16 protein-coding genes are annotated in these 16655 nt (G+C 70.2%); 11 read left to right on the top strand and 5 right to left on the bottom strand.

What is annotated here, in order from left to right; all coding sequences use genetic code 11:
- Positions 1–38 precede the first annotated feature (38 nt).
- Both JNO44_RS34515 and JNO44_RS34520 read right to left on the bottom strand, forming a co-directional pair.
- Positions 39–848 (bottom strand): NAD(P)-dependent oxidoreductase, encoded by an 810-nt coding sequence (locus JNO44_RS34515; RefSeq protein ID WP_205367884.1) that lies wholly within the window; start codon positions 846–848, stop codon positions 39–41.
- A gap of 74 nt (positions 849–922) precedes the next feature.
- On the bottom strand, positions 923–2161 hold the full coding sequence (locus JNO44_RS34520) for an MFS transporter (protein ID WP_205367885.1): 1239 nt from the start codon (positions 2159–2161) through the stop codon (positions 923–925).
- Between the two features lie 982 nt (positions 2162–3143).
- Between JNO44_RS34520 and JNO44_RS34525 the strand changes: the two genes are divergently transcribed.
- The 8 genes from JNO44_RS34525 (at position 3144) to JNO44_RS34560 (ending at position 9069) form a co-directional block, all read left to right on the top strand.
- The gene (locus JNO44_RS34525) at positions 3144–3863 is read left to right on the top strand and encodes a class I SAM-dependent methyltransferase (RefSeq protein ID WP_205367887.1); all 720 of its coding nucleotides are present in this window, start codon (positions 3144–3146) and stop codon (positions 3861–3863) included.
- 341 nt (positions 3864–4204) lie between these two features.
- On the top strand, positions 4205–4597 hold the full coding sequence (locus JNO44_RS34530; RefSeq protein ID WP_205367889.1) for a nuclear transport factor 2 family protein: 393 nt from the start codon (positions 4205–4207) through the stop codon (positions 4595–4597).
- Positions 4598–4838: 241 nt separating this feature from the next.
- A complete protein-coding gene (locus tag JNO44_RS34535) occupies positions 4839–5444 on the top strand; it encodes an ATP-binding cassette domain-containing protein (RefSeq protein WP_205367890.1) in 606 nt (201 codons plus the stop codon).
- Complete coding sequence (locus JNO44_RS34540; protein ID WP_205367891.1) at positions 5441–6256, top strand: ABC transporter permease; 816 nt, start codon at positions 5441–5443, stop codon at positions 6254–6256. The genes JNO44_RS34535 and JNO44_RS34540 overlap by 4 nt, the downstream gene beginning before the upstream one ends.
- Before the next feature lie 384 nt (positions 6257–6640).
- Entirely contained in the window at positions 6641–6814 is a 174-nt protein-coding gene (locus tag JNO44_RS34545; RefSeq protein ID WP_205367892.1) for a hypothetical protein, read from the top strand.
- A 17-nt stretch (positions 6815–6831) separates the two neighbouring features.
- Entirely contained in the window at positions 6832–7806 is a 975-nt protein-coding gene (locus tag JNO44_RS34550) for a polyprenyl synthetase family protein (RefSeq protein WP_205367893.1), read from the top strand.
- 234 nt (positions 7807–8040) lie between these two features.
- Positions 8041–8724 carry a DUF998 domain-containing protein gene (locus JNO44_RS34555; RefSeq protein ID WP_205367894.1) on the top strand — a complete coding sequence of 228 codons (684 nt, stop codon included), beginning with the start codon at positions 8041–8043 and terminating at the stop codon, positions 8722–8724.
- Positions 8725–8877: 153 nt separating this feature from the next.
- The gene (locus JNO44_RS34560) at positions 8878–9069 is read left to right on the top strand and encodes a hypothetical protein (protein WP_205367895.1); all 192 of its coding nucleotides are present in this window, start codon (positions 8878–8880) and stop codon (positions 9067–9069) included.
- A 202-nt stretch (positions 9070–9271) separates the two neighbouring features.
- Here the strand turns inward: JNO44_RS34560 and JNO44_RS34565 are convergent, their stop codons facing one another.
- From JNO44_RS34565 to JNO44_RS43975, 3 genes are all read right to left on the bottom strand, one after another.
- A complete protein-coding gene (locus tag JNO44_RS34565) occupies positions 9272–9757 on the bottom strand; it encodes an NmrA family NAD(P)-binding protein (protein ID WP_240167791.1) in 486 nt (161 codons plus the stop codon).
- Positions 9754–9927 carry a hypothetical protein gene (locus JNO44_RS43970; protein WP_240167792.1) on the bottom strand — a complete coding sequence of 58 codons (174 nt, stop codon included), beginning with the start codon at positions 9925–9927 and terminating at the stop codon, positions 9754–9756. Before JNO44_RS43970 ends, JNO44_RS34565 begins: the two co-directional genes overlap by 4 nt.
- A 237-nt stretch (positions 9928–10164) precedes the next feature.
- Positions 10165–10482, bottom strand: coding sequence for a polysaccharide deacetylase family protein (locus tag JNO44_RS43975; protein ID WP_240167793.1), 318 nt, complete (start codon positions 10480–10482; stop codon positions 10165–10167).
- Between the two features lie 89 nt (positions 10483–10571).
- On the opposite strand from JNO44_RS43975, the gene JNO44_RS34575 reads away from it, so the two are divergent.
- From JNO44_RS34575 to JNO44_RS34585, 3 genes are all read left to right on the top strand, one after another.
- Positions 10572–10922, top strand: coding sequence for a winged helix-turn-helix transcriptional regulator (locus JNO44_RS34575; protein ID WP_205367896.1), 351 nt, complete (start codon positions 10572–10574; stop codon positions 10920–10922).
- A 332-nt stretch (positions 10923–11254) separates the two neighbouring features.
- Complete coding sequence (locus JNO44_RS34580) at positions 11255–15547, top strand: bifunctional nitrate reductase/sulfite reductase flavoprotein subunit alpha (protein WP_205367898.1); 4293 nt, start codon at positions 11255–11257, stop codon at positions 15545–15547.
- A 183-nt stretch (positions 15548–15730) separates the two neighbouring features.
- On the top strand, positions 15731–16642 hold the full coding sequence (locus tag JNO44_RS34585) for an alpha/beta fold hydrolase (protein ID WP_205367900.1): 912 nt from the start codon (positions 15731–15733) through the stop codon (positions 16640–16642).
- Positions 16643–16655: the final 13 nt, after the last annotated feature.

Below are 16655 nucleotides of genomic sequence, written 5' to 3' on the forward strand. Positions count from 1 at the left end.
GGCGGGGCCGGCTGAAGCGGCGCCCGGCGAGACGTGGTTCACATCGCGTCGAGCAGTGCGAAGGTCTCCTGCAGGCTGGTCGGCACCTGGCCGCTGGTGGCCGCCATCTCCCGGGCCATGTGTAGTTCGGACGTCGTCCGGTCGCGCACCACGGCCGGTGCGCCCTGCCCGGTGACGATGGCCTCGTCGAGGTCCGAGTAGTGCGCGAGTGCCCAGCTGGAGCCGGTCGAGGCGGCCAACGCGCCGCGCAGCACGTCGGGGTCGACGCCGAGTGCGCGTCCGGTGCGCAGTGCCTGGAGCGCGGCGTGCCGGTTGCTGTAGAGGAGCCAGTTGTTGCAGAGCTTCACGGTCATCCCGGCGCCGGTCGGTCCGGCGTGCACGACGTTGTCGGCGTAGCGTTCCAGTACCGGCCGCACGGTGCCGAGTTCCGCTGCCGAGGCGCCGACGAACAGGGACAGCGAGCCGTCGCGGACCAGGCCGTCACGGCGGCTGAGCGCGGCGTCCAGCAGGACGTGCCCCTGTTGCCGCACCGCGTCGGCCAGTTCCCGGACGGTCTGCGGGGTGAGGGTGGTGTGCAGCACCACGTGGGAGCCGGGGGGCGCGGCGGCGCACAGCCCGTCGGCGCCGAAGAGCAGGGTGCGCACGTCGTCCGGTCGCTTGACGACGACGAGGTGGACGGTGGCGGCGCGGGCGGCCTCCGCGGCTGTCGCGCAGCGGTGGAAGTGGTCCGCCTCCGGCGCCACATCGGCCACCGGGTCGTAGGCGTGCAGTTCGACTCCGCGCGCCACCAGGCACCGCGCGATGTCCGCCCCCATTTCGCCGAGACCGTACAGGGCGAGGTTGGCCACGTCGTGTTCCTTTCGTGAGTTCCATCGGGTATCGACGGCCGGTCCCGGCGACGGAAACCGGCGGCAGCGGGATCTCAGACGGGGGCTTCGGCCCGTGGTGAGGCGGTCGCGGCTCGCGATCTGGCCAGTACCAGCACCAGTCCCGAGCCCAGGCCCAGCACCACGATCGTGCCGAGGTAGACCGTCCCCACGGACAGGCAGGTCAGCAGTGCGGCGACGAGGAGGGATCCGACCAGTTGCGAAGGCCCCTGCACCGCGCCGAAGACGGCGAACGCCTGCGCCGATCCGGCCGGGCGCCAACGGTCCTGGACTTCGCTCTGCAGCGCCGCGTCGCCCCCGCTGAGCAGGCCCACCACGGCGTAGAGGCAGATCGCCCACACCGGGTGCGCGGCGCTCAGGCCGAACACGACCTGGACACAGAAGCCGACGAGGACGATCTGCGGCACCCGTGCGCGGGTCCACCGTCCCAACGTGCCGCCGGAGACGAGCACTCCGCTGATCATCGCCGCGAGGGCGAAGCAGGCGTTCGCCGTGCCCGCGATCCAGGACCGGTCGGACGCGCCCCCGGTCAGCAGCGGCACGAACATGCTGAAGCCGAGGGTGTGGGCGAGTTCCATGAGCAGCAGTGCGGCGGTGAACAATCCCAGGCGGCGGGGCGAGAACACCTCCCGCCACACCCCGGCGGCGGACGGCCGCCCTTCGCCACTGGTGTCCGGCTCCGCCGCGCCGGGACCGGCCGACCCCGCCGCGACCGGGGACTTGCGCAGCGGCGCTCGGTTGATCACCACGAACACCACGAACTGCAGCACCAGGCCGACCGCGTACGACAGGGCACACAGTCCCAAGGACGCCTGGATGCCGATCGACGACGCGAGCACTCCCCCGAGGGCCCAGCCGACCACCACGGATGCCTGGGTGGCGACGGCCAGCATCGCGTTCAGCCAGGTCAGTTGCTCCAGGCCGGTGGTCTGGCCGGCGACCCAATCGCGCATGGCGGGGAGGTAGAAGGCCCCGAAGGAGGCGAAGAGGAACATGCCGGCGTAGATCTGCCAGGCGTGCACCCCACCGCCGCGCACCAGCAGCCAGAGCGTCACGGCCACCGCGAACGCTCCGGTGTCCGACAACAGCATCACCCAGCGGTGGTCGACGCGTTGGTTGACGATCCGGACCGCCCGGACGAGGAGGAGTGCGGGCAATGCGCCGACCGCCACGACCAGGGGTGCGCTCGCGGGGGAACCCGTCACGCGCAGCGCGAGCAGGGACAGCAGAAGCAGGAGCAGTGCGGAGGTGCTCTGGCTCTGCAGCGTCGACACGATTACCGTGCCGACCTCCCGCCTTTCGGCTGCGCCGAACCCTTGCCAAATCTCGGCTCGGGTACGGGTTTGGCTCTGGGGTTGGGTCTGGGTTTGCACCGATGTCCGTCCCACTCTTCTCACCCCCCGGATTCCGCATTTCTTTTCGACTCACCGCGACGACGCGCAGCGTTCACACCGCGCCACCAACGGGGACGGGCAGTCCACGACACCACGGCTTCTCCGCCGCTTCACTGCTCCACCACTTCATCGTTCACCGCAGGGAGGAATTCTCCAATCAGCGATTCATGGAAACCCAAGCATGGCCACTTGGACGCGGTCAACCAAGCTCGGTCCGCACCTGGGCCTTTGGCCGAAACACCCACGCCTGGTCCCCCACTCGACGCCACACCGGGAACAATGCCCCCGAACCCCCACCCCGCGCCCCTCCGAACTCCCTCCCGGTCCCTTGAATTACCACCTGAAGAACGGCGAACAACGACTGCGTGACGCCACCCCGACACTTCCGCGAGAACACCATTCTCCGGAAGCCCACTGCCCGTCCGACGCTCTTTCTCGGCACCCGGACGATCGAATCAGGCCAGCATGACAAGCCGCACGCAGACCCATGACCGACTATTCATACACTCACGAAAAGAGCGAAAATATCGCGCCTTCCCGAGTGGGCGAGAAAATATCGACTGATTCCGCGCCGCCCTTGGCGCAGCCCAGCCGGACTCCTCGAACATCGACCGCCGAGTCCGGGAAAAACAGTCCCGTCGCTGGCCGATTTCCCACGGCGGGCACCGGAGCGGCAATGCCCGGCGGGTAGCGCATTTGACCGGTGGGTAGCATGGCACGGACTTCCCCATCCGACAGCCCATTCCGCCCGCCGTCACCTCGACACGGCGGAGCAACCAGCCGTCGGGAACCATCCGTTCGCCCGGCCCGCGACCGGCCCCTCCTTCCCCTCCCTCACGCGCCTCACAAGGAGCCCTGAACAGTGACACCCGCGCAGTGGGAAGCATTGCTCTACGACTGGCACAACGCCCACCGGCTGCGCCGGCAACGCAACGACACCGCCTATTGGGCCCGCCTGACCGAGCAGCACGACACCGTGCTGGTCCTCGGGGCCGGCACCGGACGCGTGGCGAGCACCCTGGCGCACCCCGCGCGACGCCGGGTGACCGCCGTGGACCTCAGCCGGGAGCGACTCGCCAGGATGCCCCGGACGCCGGGGCTGCACCCGGTCTGCGGGGACATGCGCAGGCTCCCGCTCCGGGGATCCCACGCCACCGCCGTCATCCCGTACTCGACGCTCCAACTGCTGGTAACGCCGCACGATCGGCAGCGGGCCCTGGCGGAGACCGCCCGCGTCCTGGCGCCTGGGGGCTCCATCCATATCGATGTCAGCGAGAGTTTCGACGCGCGGACGGAGACCGACTGGCAGATCGGTCTCGCCGAGCCCTGTCGCGAAGCCGGCGGCCCGGTGGAGGAATGGGAACGGCACCGGCTGCACGCCGACCACGTGGTGATCGAGAAGCAGTTCCGTCGATCCGGCCGGGTACTGACCGAGGTGACGGAACGCTGGGCCTTCCACAGCGCGCTCAACCTCGCCGAAGCGCTCGCGCAGGCGGGCTTCGAACTCGTCGGAATCGACCGCGGATACGGTACGGACCTCTCCCCCCACCGCCTCATCTACCACGGCCGCCGCACGCATTGAGCCTCGGCGCCGCACCGACTTCCGGCAACTGGGCCGGTGAACTCACCGATGACTTCGGCGCCTTCGATGCCGTTCACCCGGTCGACGCTGTTCGCGCTCTGCGCGCTGTTCGAGCTGTTCGCATCAACGCCCCCTGGCCGTAGGCACGCTCTCGGAAACTCAAGGCCCCTTCCTCGCCTACATCCGCGACATCAAGTACGCGGCCGTGACCGGTCTTCGCGGACAGTGTCTCGACGTGGGACGAGGACGAGGGCTCCAGGCACATACCTGGGAGCTGTACACGCGCAGGGCGCTTCCCGAAAACACCTGCCGGGCCGACTGTGATCTGTTAGCAATCGAGGATGGAACCCGATCGCGTCACCGATGAACGGCTACATGGTGTGCTCGCCGAACTCATGGGCAGGGAACCGCTGTTCCACAGGCCGGAGTTCGGGATGTCGCGAGCCGATTTCGAGGCCATGACGGCGCCCGACTTCTGGGAAACGGGTGCCTCGGGGCAACGCTACAGCCGCGCGTATGTACTCGATGTCCTTGAGGAGCGCTCTCAGGAGCCACCCGTCGAGGAGTGGGAGACCTCCGACTTCCATTGCCGGGAGTTGGCCGCCGATCTGTATCTCCTGACGTACACCCTGGTGCTCAACGGGCGGAGAACCCGCAGGTCAACGATCTGGCAGCAGGCGAGCGACGGGTGGCGCATCGTTTACCATCAGGGCACCCCCGTCCAAGACGAATGACGGGCGAGCGTTTCCCTCAATTCCCAGCAGCCACAACAGAATATGACGCCACCTGAAAACCACCTACGCCTCCGCGCCCGCCCCTCCCGGAATTCCGATTATTTCTGCTCATTGCCGGGTATCGATGCGGACATTGGGCTGCCGAGCCCCCGCATGAGGGGGCTGCGAGCGGCCGCCACTCGTTGGACATGTGACGCTGTCGATGTAGGGCTGTCGCTGCGGGGTGGGGGCGGGAAGTGCGTTGGACGTCAAAGGTGTGCACCATGCTTATGGGCGTCGCGTGGTGCTGCGCGGGATCGACATCAGCCTTCGGCGGGGCGTGGTGGCCGGCATCGTGGGCGAGAACGGCGCGGGCAAGTCGACTCTGTTGAAGATCCTCGCCGGTGAACTGCGTCCGCAGCGCGGCGTCGTCGTCCACCGCGGCCGCTTCGGGTACTGCCCACAGGACGTGGTCCTCAACGACGCCCTCACCGTCCGACAGCACCTGAAGTTCTTCATGACCGCCTTCGGCCTCTCGGATCTGTGCCGCGCCGAGGGCCTCATGGAGGTGCTGCGGTTCTCCGAGTACGCCGACGAACGCGCCGGAGTGCTCAGCGGCGGCACCCGCCAGAAGCTGAACCTCACCCTCGCCCTGATGCACGATCCCCAGGTGCTGCTGCTGGACGAGCCCTACCAGGGCTTCGACTGGGACACCTACCGGCGGTTCTGGGACCTCGCGGCCGGGCTGCGCGAGGCCGGCCGGTCCGTGCTGGTCGTGTCCCACCTCGCCTACGACACCGGCCGCCTCGACGAGCTGTGGTACCTGGAGGGCGGAGTGCTGCGCCCGCGGGCGGAGGCGGCACCATGAGGCGGCACCTGACCTTCTTCGTGACGGCTGCCCGGTACGACCTGGTCATGCACGCCCGCAATCGGTTCGCCATGTTCCTGGTCGTCCTCTACGTCCCGGCGTGGGTGACCCTCGCCCACGCGGCACTGCCCGACAAACCCGCACCCGTCCGACTCAACTCCACCGGCGAGTTCCTCTCCCCGCCCGGCGACCAGCTCTCCCAGATCACCGGCGCCCTCAACGCCGTCACCCTGATCTCCGGGTTCATGATGTTCGCCGCCACCTTCAACGGTGGACGCTTCGACCGACGACTGGCCATGGCAGGCCACCCCCGCATCCACCTCGCCCTGGCCAAGACCACCTCACTGGCACTCGCCTGCGCTGCCGTATCGGTCTACGCCACCGCCGTCACCTGCGCGGCCTGGATCCCGCGCCAGCCGGCGCTGCTGGCCACCGCGCTGTTCTGCGACGCCATGACCTACGGCGCGCTCGGTGTCCTCTTCGGGTGCGTACTGCGACGGGAGGTCGAGGGCATGTTCGCGATGGTGATGACCAGCATCATCGACGTCGCGCTGCAGAACCCCATCGCCAACACCGGCGCCAACAGTCCACTGGTCCGACTACTGCCGTCCTACGGGAGCATGCAGGCCGCCACCGGTGCGGGGTTCACGAACGGCACGATGGCGAGTTGCCTGGCCGTCCAGACGCTGTGGTTCGCCGGTGCCGCGCTGCTGGCCCTGCTGGCGTTCCACCGCCGCACCCGCAGCGCCTTCCCCAGGACCCGGCGCCCTCGGACACCGACCCGCCGCCGGCCGGCACACGGTACGCGATGAGCACACTGCCCGGCCTGCGCCGGGCGGACACGAGACGAGGTGAGGGGAGGGCCCTGCGGTGCTGTTGCGACGATGGCTCGACGCGGCGGGGATCCATGCCCCCGTCCTGCGCCCGTGCTACACGGTGTGCATCCGTGACATCCACAAGTGTGATGAGGGGAGGGCCGGTTGGTGGGCGCTGCGGGCGGCGCCGGCGGCGCTCCGACCGCATGTCGCGGCGCTGGTCGTCCACGGGTACAAGGCCGACGCGTGCGCCGACACCGGGCCCGTCGAGGAGCGGGCGCGTCGCCTGGACGCGTATGGCACGGCGGCTCTCGCCGCGATCGAGTCATCGCCTTCGAGGCCGATCGCGTCCGGCACCGCCTCCCCGCCCTGGTCACCGCCTTGGACGACAGTCCCGCCAGTGCCTGGACCGACGCCATGGGCCGGCACTGCACACTGCTGCTCGGCCTCGTGCGCGCCGCCGGCGCCGACCTGCTGCACCGGCCCGTACGCCCGCCCGTCTCCGCGCTGTTCGACGTGTGGCAGCGCCAGTGGCGCACCATCATCCCCTGCTGAACCCGAAAGGCCCCCGTATGACCGCCACCGCCTCCCGGCCCACCGACCCCCTGATCCCGCTCATCGAAGCCGAGCTGATCCGCTCGGTCGGCAGTGGCGAAGACCTGTTGGAAACAGCATGCCTGGACGCCCTGTTCCCCGGCGGCAAACTGCTGCGCCCCACGCTGTGCGTGGAATCGGCACGGGCGGTGGGCGGCCGGGCCGAGTCGGTGCTGTCCTTCGCGGCGGCCATCGAATGCCTGCACGTGGCCAGCCTCGTCCACGACGACATCGTCGACCAGGACCCGGTACGCCGCGGGCGGGCGTCGACCGCCGAACGGTTCGGCATCGCCGAGGCCCTGCTCGCCGGAGACGGGCTGTTCACCGCAGGGTGGGCGGCCATGCTCCGCGGCGGCCCGGCCGATCGTGTCCTGGCCGCGTCCCGGGCGATCGCCGAGGCGGTCCACGCCATGTGCCGCGCCAGCATGCGCGAGATCGAGATCCGCGAGGACCTGACCTGCGGGCGGTCGGCCGTACTGGAGGTGATCCGCGGCAAGACCGCCGCGCTGACCGGCGCCGCCTGCCGGGCGGGCGCGATCCTGGCCGGCGCGGCACCGGAGCAGATCGACGCCCTGCACCACTACGGGGAACAGCTCGGCATGGCCTTCCAGATCCGCGACGACCTGTTGCCGTACACCGCCGACGACGCACTGACCGGCAAGTCCGCCGTCAGCGACGTCGCCAACCGCCAGCCGACGCTGCCCGTCCTGCTCGCCTACGAGTCCGCGGACGCCCACGACCGCCGACACCTCACCGAGATCTTCCATGGCACCGTCGATCTCGCCACGGCCCACCGTGACCTGCTCGACGTGCTGGCCCGGACCGGCGCCATCGCCGAGGCGGCACGCCAGGCGCGAGCCTGCGCCTCCCAGGCACGCGCGGCCCTCGGCGGCCTGTCGGCCACCGGGCGACTCGCCCGGCTGGCGGACTCCGCCGCCGACCGCCACCAGTAACCGGAACTGCTGCCGGAGCTGGTGCCGGGGACGGCCCCGGGGACGACCCCCGAGCTGGTGCCCGAACTCGCGTCGGAGCTCGCCCAGTTGGGACTACCGACGCATTGCCCTCCGCGGCGCCACAGCCGAGGTAGGGACTTCCCCACCCCGTTCCAGGGGGCCTGTCGGAGTGCCGGAGACCAGCGCAGCATGATGCGCTGGCCGCACGGGATTCGTGTGACGGAAGGTGGACAGGTGAAGAGTCGGATCGGGTACTGCGCCTGGATCGTGGGGGTGGGGCAGTTCTTCACCGCTCACGTCGTGGTCGAGTCGGCCTGGGCGAGACCGTACAGCTGGGCACGGAACAACATCAGCGACTTGGGCAACGCGCTCTGTGCACTGCAGCCGGATCCCGAGCCGCGCTACATCTGCTCTCCCGAACACGGCCTGATGAACGCCTCGTTCATCGCCCTGGGAGTGCTGCTCGTCGTCGGCGTCGCCCTGGCCGGTGGCGTGGTGTGGCGCAGGGGACCGCTCGCGGCCGGGTCCCGGCTGTTGCTGGCCGGCGCCGGCGTGGGATTCGTGTTGGTCGGGCTGGCCCCCGCTGACGTCAACGAGAACCAGCACGTCCTGGGCGCCCTGCTCATCATGGGGACGGGCAACATCGGGCTCCTGCTGGCCGCGTTCAGCCTGACGGATCGCCTTGCGGGCCCACTGCGCTGGGGTACCGGCCTGCTGGGCGGCGCAGCGATCGCGGCCTTCGGGCTGTTCCTGACCGAACGCTACCTCGGCCTCGGTATGGGAGGCATGGAGCGCGTCGCGGTCTTCCCCCTCCTGGTGTGGGCGCTGACTGTCGGCGTTCACGGTCTCGTCCGCCGGCCGGACCGCCGACCCGGGGCGGTGTCGGCACCGCGCCTCGCGCAGCCGCTCCGCCGATGAGTCACCACGCCGTTCGGCCACTCCGGCACCGTCCGCGCGAGGCTGACCCTGTTGGGGGCCGACGAGGGCGCACGCCGGAGTGCCTTCTCGGGAGATGGTCAGCTCAGACCCCTGTGGGACATCGGTGGCCGCGCCGCAGACGGACAACGAGAGGTGCGCATCGCACGTCTTTGGGTGGAGTGCGTCCAAGAACTCGGTCCCGGCGAGACCGCCGACGTCCGGCTCGCTCCCCTGAGCCCCGAGCAGTGGCGGCAACTGAACCCCGGTGACGTGATGACCATGCACGAGGGCCGGCCTGCGGTCGGCACGGCCACCGTGATCGAGGTCCGCCCGCCTCGCGCCTGAAGCCTGCGTGTCGGCCTGCCTGCCCGTCCACACACGCGGGCAGGCAGGCGGTCCGTGGAACGGTGGCGACGTATACGGCACGAAGCCGGCGAGCGAGGATCGGCGTCACGCAGGAGAGGGACGGCGCCGGTTGGAGCGACGAGCGCGGACGTGGGTGGTCATCCCGTCCATCCGGTGTGGTGCAGCCAGTCGTCGAAGGTCATCAAGTCGGGGTGGAGGCGTCGGAGAAGGGTGATGTCCCGGTCTCGGCGGTAGAGATCACGGTCGGCGAAGAACCGGAACATCGCTGCGTAGTCGTGGCCGAAGTCAGGTACGGCGGCGTGCAGTTCGTCGTGCGACATCGGGAGGTAGCCGCTGGGGGTGCCCGTGACCTGGGTGAAGGTAGCGGCCGCTCCGCGGCGGTCAGCAGCTCCAGGCCCTGCCGATACTCACCCACGGCGCTGCCCGTCGCGAAGAAGTCGGTGTTGGCGAACACGCGGTCGGCCTGCCCCATCAGGGCGTCGAAGGCCGCTGGGTCTAAGCGGACCAGTCGCAGGCGGTGGGGCGCGGTGGCGGCGAGTTCGGTGGCATGAGCGGACTCCGGGTGTCGGGTGGGGACGGTGATGGTGGCGTCGGTGGTGGCGAGCAGGTGCTGGATCACGTGGCTGCCCATGGCTCCGGTGCCGCCCACGACGAGGACGTGGGTCATCGCGTAACTCCCTGGTAGGTAAGGACGTGTCCGACGTGGGCGTGGACGGTCAAGTGGAAGACGCCTGGGCCGGGGGCGGCGCGCAGGTGGTCCAGCAGCACACGGTGCAGGTCGCGGTAGGCGTACGGGCCTGCCGCGGCGCTGCGGACGTCGGAGTGGTCGCTGTGCATGAGGGAGACCAGGGGGCCGTGGGCGGTGGGCAGGACCTGCGGAAGGTCGTGGTCGTTGTGGTCGCCGGTCCAGCGGTAGCCGGCCTGGGTGAGGAGATCGCAGGTGTGCTTCGAGCCGGTGGCGCGCGGGCTCGTCCACCCGGTGGGCGAACGCCGGTGACTCGCTCGATTACGTCGGTGCAGCGGCGGATGTTGTCCCGCTCGGTGTCCACGTCGAGCAGCGCGGGTACGACGTCCTTAAGTCCAGGAGTGCCCGGCGATCTCGTGCCCCGCCTGGTGCACGGCCGCCACCGTGTCGGGGTACCGCTCGGCGACGAGGCCGTTGACGCCGACGGTGGCGGGCAGGTCACCGAGGGTGTCGAGCAGCCGCCAGATGCCGGTGGTGACGCCGTAGTCGACCCAGGATGCGCTGTGCGTGTCGTCGACGCCGGACAGCGGCCACGCCGCGGCCATCGGCGCGTAGGCGGGACCGTGCCCTGGTGACCACAGTTCCAACGCAACTGTGACCAGCGCGGCGACCTTCTTCCCGCCCGGCCAGTCGATCTCTGTACTCATGCGTTTCCCCTGATTCGGTAGCTTCCGCTGGGGACGCTAATGAGGCGGTAGGTACCTTCAGGTACCTGGCAGCGGGCTAGCATCGGGGCGTGCATGAGTACTCCGGCAGTGTCTTCCTCGCTGACTGCCCGGCTCGGTTGGCGATCGAGATCATCGCCGACAAGTGGGCGGTGGTCGTGTTGTTCGCATTGAGTCGGGAACCGTGCCGGCACGGCGAGTTGGTCGATCTGATCGGCGGGATCTCCCGGAAGGTGCTGACTCAGACGCTGCGGCGGTTGCAGGGTTACGGCCTCGTCGACCGCCGTGCCGAGGCCGGGAAGGTCGAGTACGTGCTGACGGACTTGGGCCGGACCCTGGTGCAGCCGATCGCCGTGCTGACTCAGTGGGCCCACGAGCACGGCGGGGCCGTGGTGGAGTTCCAAGAGTCCGAGACGGGCTAGGACGCGTCGTGCTCGTGGCGGTTGGGCGGCCCGGCTCGTCGTGATCGAGCACCGTGGCGCGGTGGCGCGAAGCGTGGAGGCGTCAAGGCGTGGGAGGTGCTGTCGCGTCTGGCGCCGCACAGGCATGTGCCGGTGCGGGGCGCCGGCGTGAACGGGACCCCATGCCTCACATCGTGCGGTTGCGGCGTGTGCGGGAGGCGTAACCTCGGGCGCTCCAGTCATGTGACGGGCCGGAAATTCGCCCTCCCTACGGTGCTGGTCGTAGGTCGTGCCCGCCGCCGGTGGGGCGGTCCTGGCTGGGGAAGGCACACGCACCGCGGAGTGGGGTTTCGGTGGCATCTGGCTCGAAGGACGGCAGTGTCCGCACGGTCTGCTCGTACTGCGGGGTCGGCTGCGGGATCGTCCTGGACGTGGTGCGGGACCCCGCCGACGGCCGGCGCCGGGTGGCCAAGGCGTCCGGGGACAGGGCACATCCCACCAACTCCGGCCGCCTGTGCACGAAGGGGGCGACCAGCGCGGACATGATGGCCGCGCCGGGGCGCATGACGAAGGCGCTGGTGCGTGCCGAGCGCGGCGCCCAGCCCGTCGAGACGGAAGTGGACGACGCCATCGCGTCGGTGGCCGGGCGGCTGCGGGCGATCCTGGACGAGCACGGGCCGGACGCGTTGTCCTTCTATGTGTCCGGGCAGATGTCCCTGGAGGCGCAGTATCTGGCGAACAAGCTGGCCAAGGGCTTCGTGCGCACCAACCAGATCGAGTCGAACTCGCGGCTGTGCATGGCCTCGGCAGGGTCCGGATACAAGCTGTCGCTGGGCGCGGACGGCCCGCCCGGCTCCTATCAGGACTTCGATCGCGCGGACGTGTTCTTCGTCATCGGCGCGAACATGGCCGACTGCCACCCGATCCTCTTCCTGCGCATGATGGACCGGGTCAAGGCAGGCGCCAGATTGATCGTCGTCGACCCGCGCCGCAACGCCACCGCCGAGAAGGCCGACCTCTTCCTGCAGATCAGGCCGGGCACCGACCTCGCCCTGCTGAACGGCCTGTTGCACCTGTTGGTGGCGAACGGCCACACCGACGAGCAGTTCATCGCCGAGTTCACCGAGGGCTGGGAGGAGATACCCGCCTTCCTCGCGGACTACCCGCCCGAGCGGGTCGCGGAGCTCACCGGCCTCGCCGAGAACGACATCCGCCGGGCCGCGCAGTGGATCGGCGAGGCAGGTGACTGGATGAGCTGCTGGACCATGGGCCTGAACCAGTCCATCCACGGCACCTGGAACACCAACGCCCTGGTCAACCTGCACCTGGCGACCGGCGCCATCTGCCGTCCGGGATCGGGACCGTTCTCGCTGACCGGCCAACCCAACGCGATGGGCGGCCGGGAGATGGGGTACATGGGGCCCGGGCTGCCTGGTCAGCGGTCCGTGCTGGTCGACTCCGAGCGGGCCTTCGTCGAGCGCCTGTGGCAGATACCCGAGGGCTCACTGCGTACCGACGTCGGGCGCGGCACCGTCGAGATGTTCCAGGAACTGGCCGCCGGCGCCATCAAGGCATGTTGGATCATCTGCACCAATCCGGTCGCCTCGGTCGCCAACCGCAAGACCGTCATCGCCGGTCTGGAGGCCGCCGAACTCGTCATCACGCAGGACGTCTTCGCCGAGACCGAGACCAACGCGTACGCCGACGTCGTCCTGCCCGCGACGCTGTGGGCGGAGTCCGACGGCGTCATGGTCAACTCCGAGCGGAACCTCACCCTGGTGCCAGGCGTCGTCGACCCGCCCGGACAGGCACTGCCCGACTGGCAGCTGATCGCCAGGGTGGCCCGCGAGATGGGCTTCGGCGAGGGCTTCGGCCACGCCTCCGCCGAGGAGGTGTTCGAGGAACTCAAGCAGGCGTGGAATCCCACGACCGGCTGGGACCTGCGCGGGGTGACCTACGAGCGGCTGCGCACCACACCGGTCCAGTGGCCGGCGCCGACCACGGACGGCCCGGACCGCAACCCGATCCGCTACCTCAACGACGGCGTCAGCCAGACACTGGTGGAACGCGAGGACGGCACGCTCCCCCGGCTGGCCTTCCCCACCGCGAGCGGACGCGCCCGGTTCTACGCCCGGCCGCATCTGCCTGCGGCCGAACTCCCCGATGACGACTACCCGTTCATGCTCACCACGGGCCGCCTGCAGCACCAGTGGCACACCATGACGAAGACCGGCAAGGTCGCCAAGCTCACCAAGCTCGACTCCGGCCCGTTCGTGGAGGTCCACCCCGAGGACGCCGGGGCGCTCGGGATCGCGGCGGGCGACCGTGTGGAGATCGCCTCCCGCCGTGGGCGTGCCGTGCTTCCCGCCGTGGTCACCGACCGGGTGCGACCCGGTACGTGCTTCGCCCCCTTCCACTGGAACGACCTGTTCGGCGAGTACCTCAGCATCAACGCCGTCACCAACGACGCCATCGACCCGATCTCCTTCCAACCCGAGTTCAAAGTCTGCGCCGTCACTCTCACCAAGACGGCAGCGCCCGTCCCGCGGGCCCGCCCGGGCACCCGCCCCGAGGCCACGCCGGCCGCCGCCGCGCACGAAGACGAGCCCGTGCACCCCGTCCCCGACCAGGGTGGCGCGACAGCCCGGTCGAACGCCGCCGTCCACGCGCTCGCCGGGATGTTCGGCATCACCGACCTGACCCCCGCACCACTGGTCGAGCCGGAGCGCCGCTACCTCTCCGGCTATCTCGCCGGCCTCGCCCTGAACCCGCCCGACGGGGACGTCCCCGTGCTGCCGTCCGACGCGCCCCTCTCCCCCGGTTCCGCGCTCTGGGTCGGCGGCGCCCTCGCCGGCATGTTCTCCCGCTCCGCGGTGCCCGTAGCCCAGGCACCCGCCACCCGCGAGTCCGAACTCGGGCCCGCGCGGACCACGTCATCGGCAGCCGACGCCGCCGTACCGACCCGGCGCCTGGTCATCCTGTGGGCTTCGCAGACCGGCAACGCCGAGGAGTTCGCCACCACCGCCGCGGCCCACCTCACGGCGGCGGGCCGCACCCCAGAGCTGCTGCCCATGACGGACATGGCGCCCGCTCAACTCGTCCCCGACACCGACCTGTTGCTCATCACCAGCACCTTCGGCGACGGCGACGCCCCCGACAACGGTGCCGACTTCTGGCAGGCGCTCTCCGCCCCCACCATCGGCCCGCTGGAGGGCATCCGGTACGCGGTGCTCGCCCTGGGCGACTCCACCTACGACGACTTCTGCGGCCACGGCCGCCGGCTCGACGAACGGCTCGACGCGCTCGGGGCCACCCGCCTCGTCGGCCGTACCGACTGCGAGCCCGACTTCGAGGAGACCGCCGAGCAGTGGCTCGGACAGGTGGTCACCGCCCTGGCCACCCCCGACGACAGTCACTCCACGGCCGCGGGCGGGCTCGCGGCGCCCGCTCCCGGCCCTGCCGTCACCGCGGCGCCCACGACCACACCCACCGCCGCCACCGCACCGCCCGCTCCGGAACCCGTCGGCTACACCAAGGCATCACCGTTCAGCACCCTCCTCATCGGCAACCGGCTGTTGAGCCTGCCCGGCTCCCAGAAGGAGGTACGGCGGTTCGCCTTCGACACCCGTGACCACGAACTCGCCTACGCCGCCGGTGACGCCCTCGGCGTGTGGCCGGTCAACGGTGCCGGCCTCGTCGCCGAATGGCTCGCCCTGACCGGAGCGGACCCCGACGAGCCCGTCGAGCTCGGCGACGGTGCGCGCCTCCCCTTCGAGGAGGCCCTGCGCACCCGACTGGACATCACCCGCATCACCACCGACCTGCTCAAGTTCGTGGTGGAGCGCACCGGCAGCCAGGACCTGAAGCGGCTGCTGCGGCCCGACAACAAGGACGCCCTGGCAAGGTGGAGTTGGGGTCGTCAGGCAGCCGATGTCATCGGCGCGTTCCCCGTCCGCGCGTCCGCCCCGGAATGGTCCGCCGTACTCAAGCGTCTGCAACCCCGCCTGTACTCCGTCTCCTCCAGTCCCCTGGCCCACCCCAGCGAGGTGCGGCTCACCGTCTCCGTCGTCCGCTACACCAACGACCTCGGCCGGGACCGCAAGGGCACCTGCTCGACCTATCTGGCGGACTGTGCGGACGACGGCCCGGTGCGGGTCTTCGTGCAGCGCTCACCGCATTTCCGTCCGCCCGCCGACCCCGCCGCCCCCATGGTCATGGTCGGCCCGGGAACCGGCGTGGCCCCCTTCGTCGGCTTCCTCGAAGACCGCCGGGCCCGCGGTCACACCGGCCCCAACTGGCTCTTCTTCGGCGAACAGCGCCAGGCCACCGACTTCTACTACCGCGAGGAGCTGGCGGGGTTCCAGGCATCCGGCCACCTCGACCGCCTCGACCTCGCCTTCTCCCGCGACCAGCGCAACAAGATCTACGTCCAGGACCGGATGCGCGAGAACGGTGCCCGCCTGTGGCAGTGGCTCCAGGACGGCGCCCACTTCGCTGTCTGTGGCGACGCCGGCCGCATGGCCAAGGACGTGCACCAGGCACTCAAGGAGATCGCCACCACGCACGGCGGCATGGACGCCGACGAGGCCACCGCCTACGTCAGGCGCCTCGCCGCCGACAAACGCTACGTCCGCGACGTCTACTGATCGACCGCGCGTCCACCCACGACGCACACCAGCCAAGAGAGGACAGCCAAGAGACACCAGCCAAGGGACGCCAGTCGGCGGACAACAGCCAGGGGACGGCAGCCAAAGGACGTCAGCCAATGGGCGACAACCGCAGCAGAAGGAGTTGACCTTGACCGTGCGTCAGGGTTGGAACCTGGTCGCATGACGAACAACAGCACTTCCTCGGTTCGGCCCGCCCCGCCGATCGGAGGGTTCCAGGAGATCGACGGCCGCCGCGTCTTCGTGCAGCGGTCGGGCAGCGGCGGACCGGCCGTGGTGTTCCTGCCCGGCGCCAGCGCGGTCGGCCTGGACTATTTCGGTGTCCAGCAGCAGGTTTCGCAGTTCACCACCGCCGTAGTGTACGACCGCGGCGGCACGGGCTACAGCGATCCCCTCCCGCTGCCGCGCACCGCCGCCGCGGTCGCCGCGGAACTGCACGACCTGCTGCACGCCGAGCACATCGCCGGCCCTTACGTGCTGGTGCCGCACTCCCTCGGCGGTTTCTACGCGCACCGGTTCGCGCAGCTGTACCCGCAGGACGTGGCCGGGCTGGTCTGGTTGGACGCCTTCCACCGCGACTGGGACGACTTCATGCCGCCCGCGGCGCGGCTGGCCGCGGTCGAGCAGATGGCGCCTGGTCGGGAGCAGTTGGAACAGCTGCGTCCGGCCCTGCGCGAGATGTTCGCGGAGTTGCTCGCGGACTACCCGGAGCACCTGCGGCAAGCGCTGGTCGACGCCAAGGTGAGTGACGCCTGGACCCACATCGGCATCGCCGAGCGCACCAAGCTGGCCGAACTCGCCACCGAACTGCGGGCCGGGCCGAACATGCCCGACGTCCCGGTGATTGCGCTCACCGTGGTCGGCACCGACCCCGCGCAGCAGGTGCTGACGTCGGAGCGGACGCTGCAGGAGATGCACGAGGGTCACACGAGAATGGACGCGGCCCTGGTGAGCGCGGTCTCGCACGGGGAACAACGCATCGTCTCCGACACCAGCCACCACCGGCTCTGCTTCGACCGCCCCGATGCCGTGGTCCAGGCGATCCGCGACGTCGTCGCCCGGGCCCGCCCCTGATTAGACTCGGCCG

Source organism: Streptomyces noursei (assembly GCF_016917755.1).
In the GTDB taxonomy this organism is placed as follows: Bacteria; Actinomycetota; Actinomycetes; order Streptomycetales; family Streptomycetaceae; genus Streptomyces; species Streptomyces yunnanensis.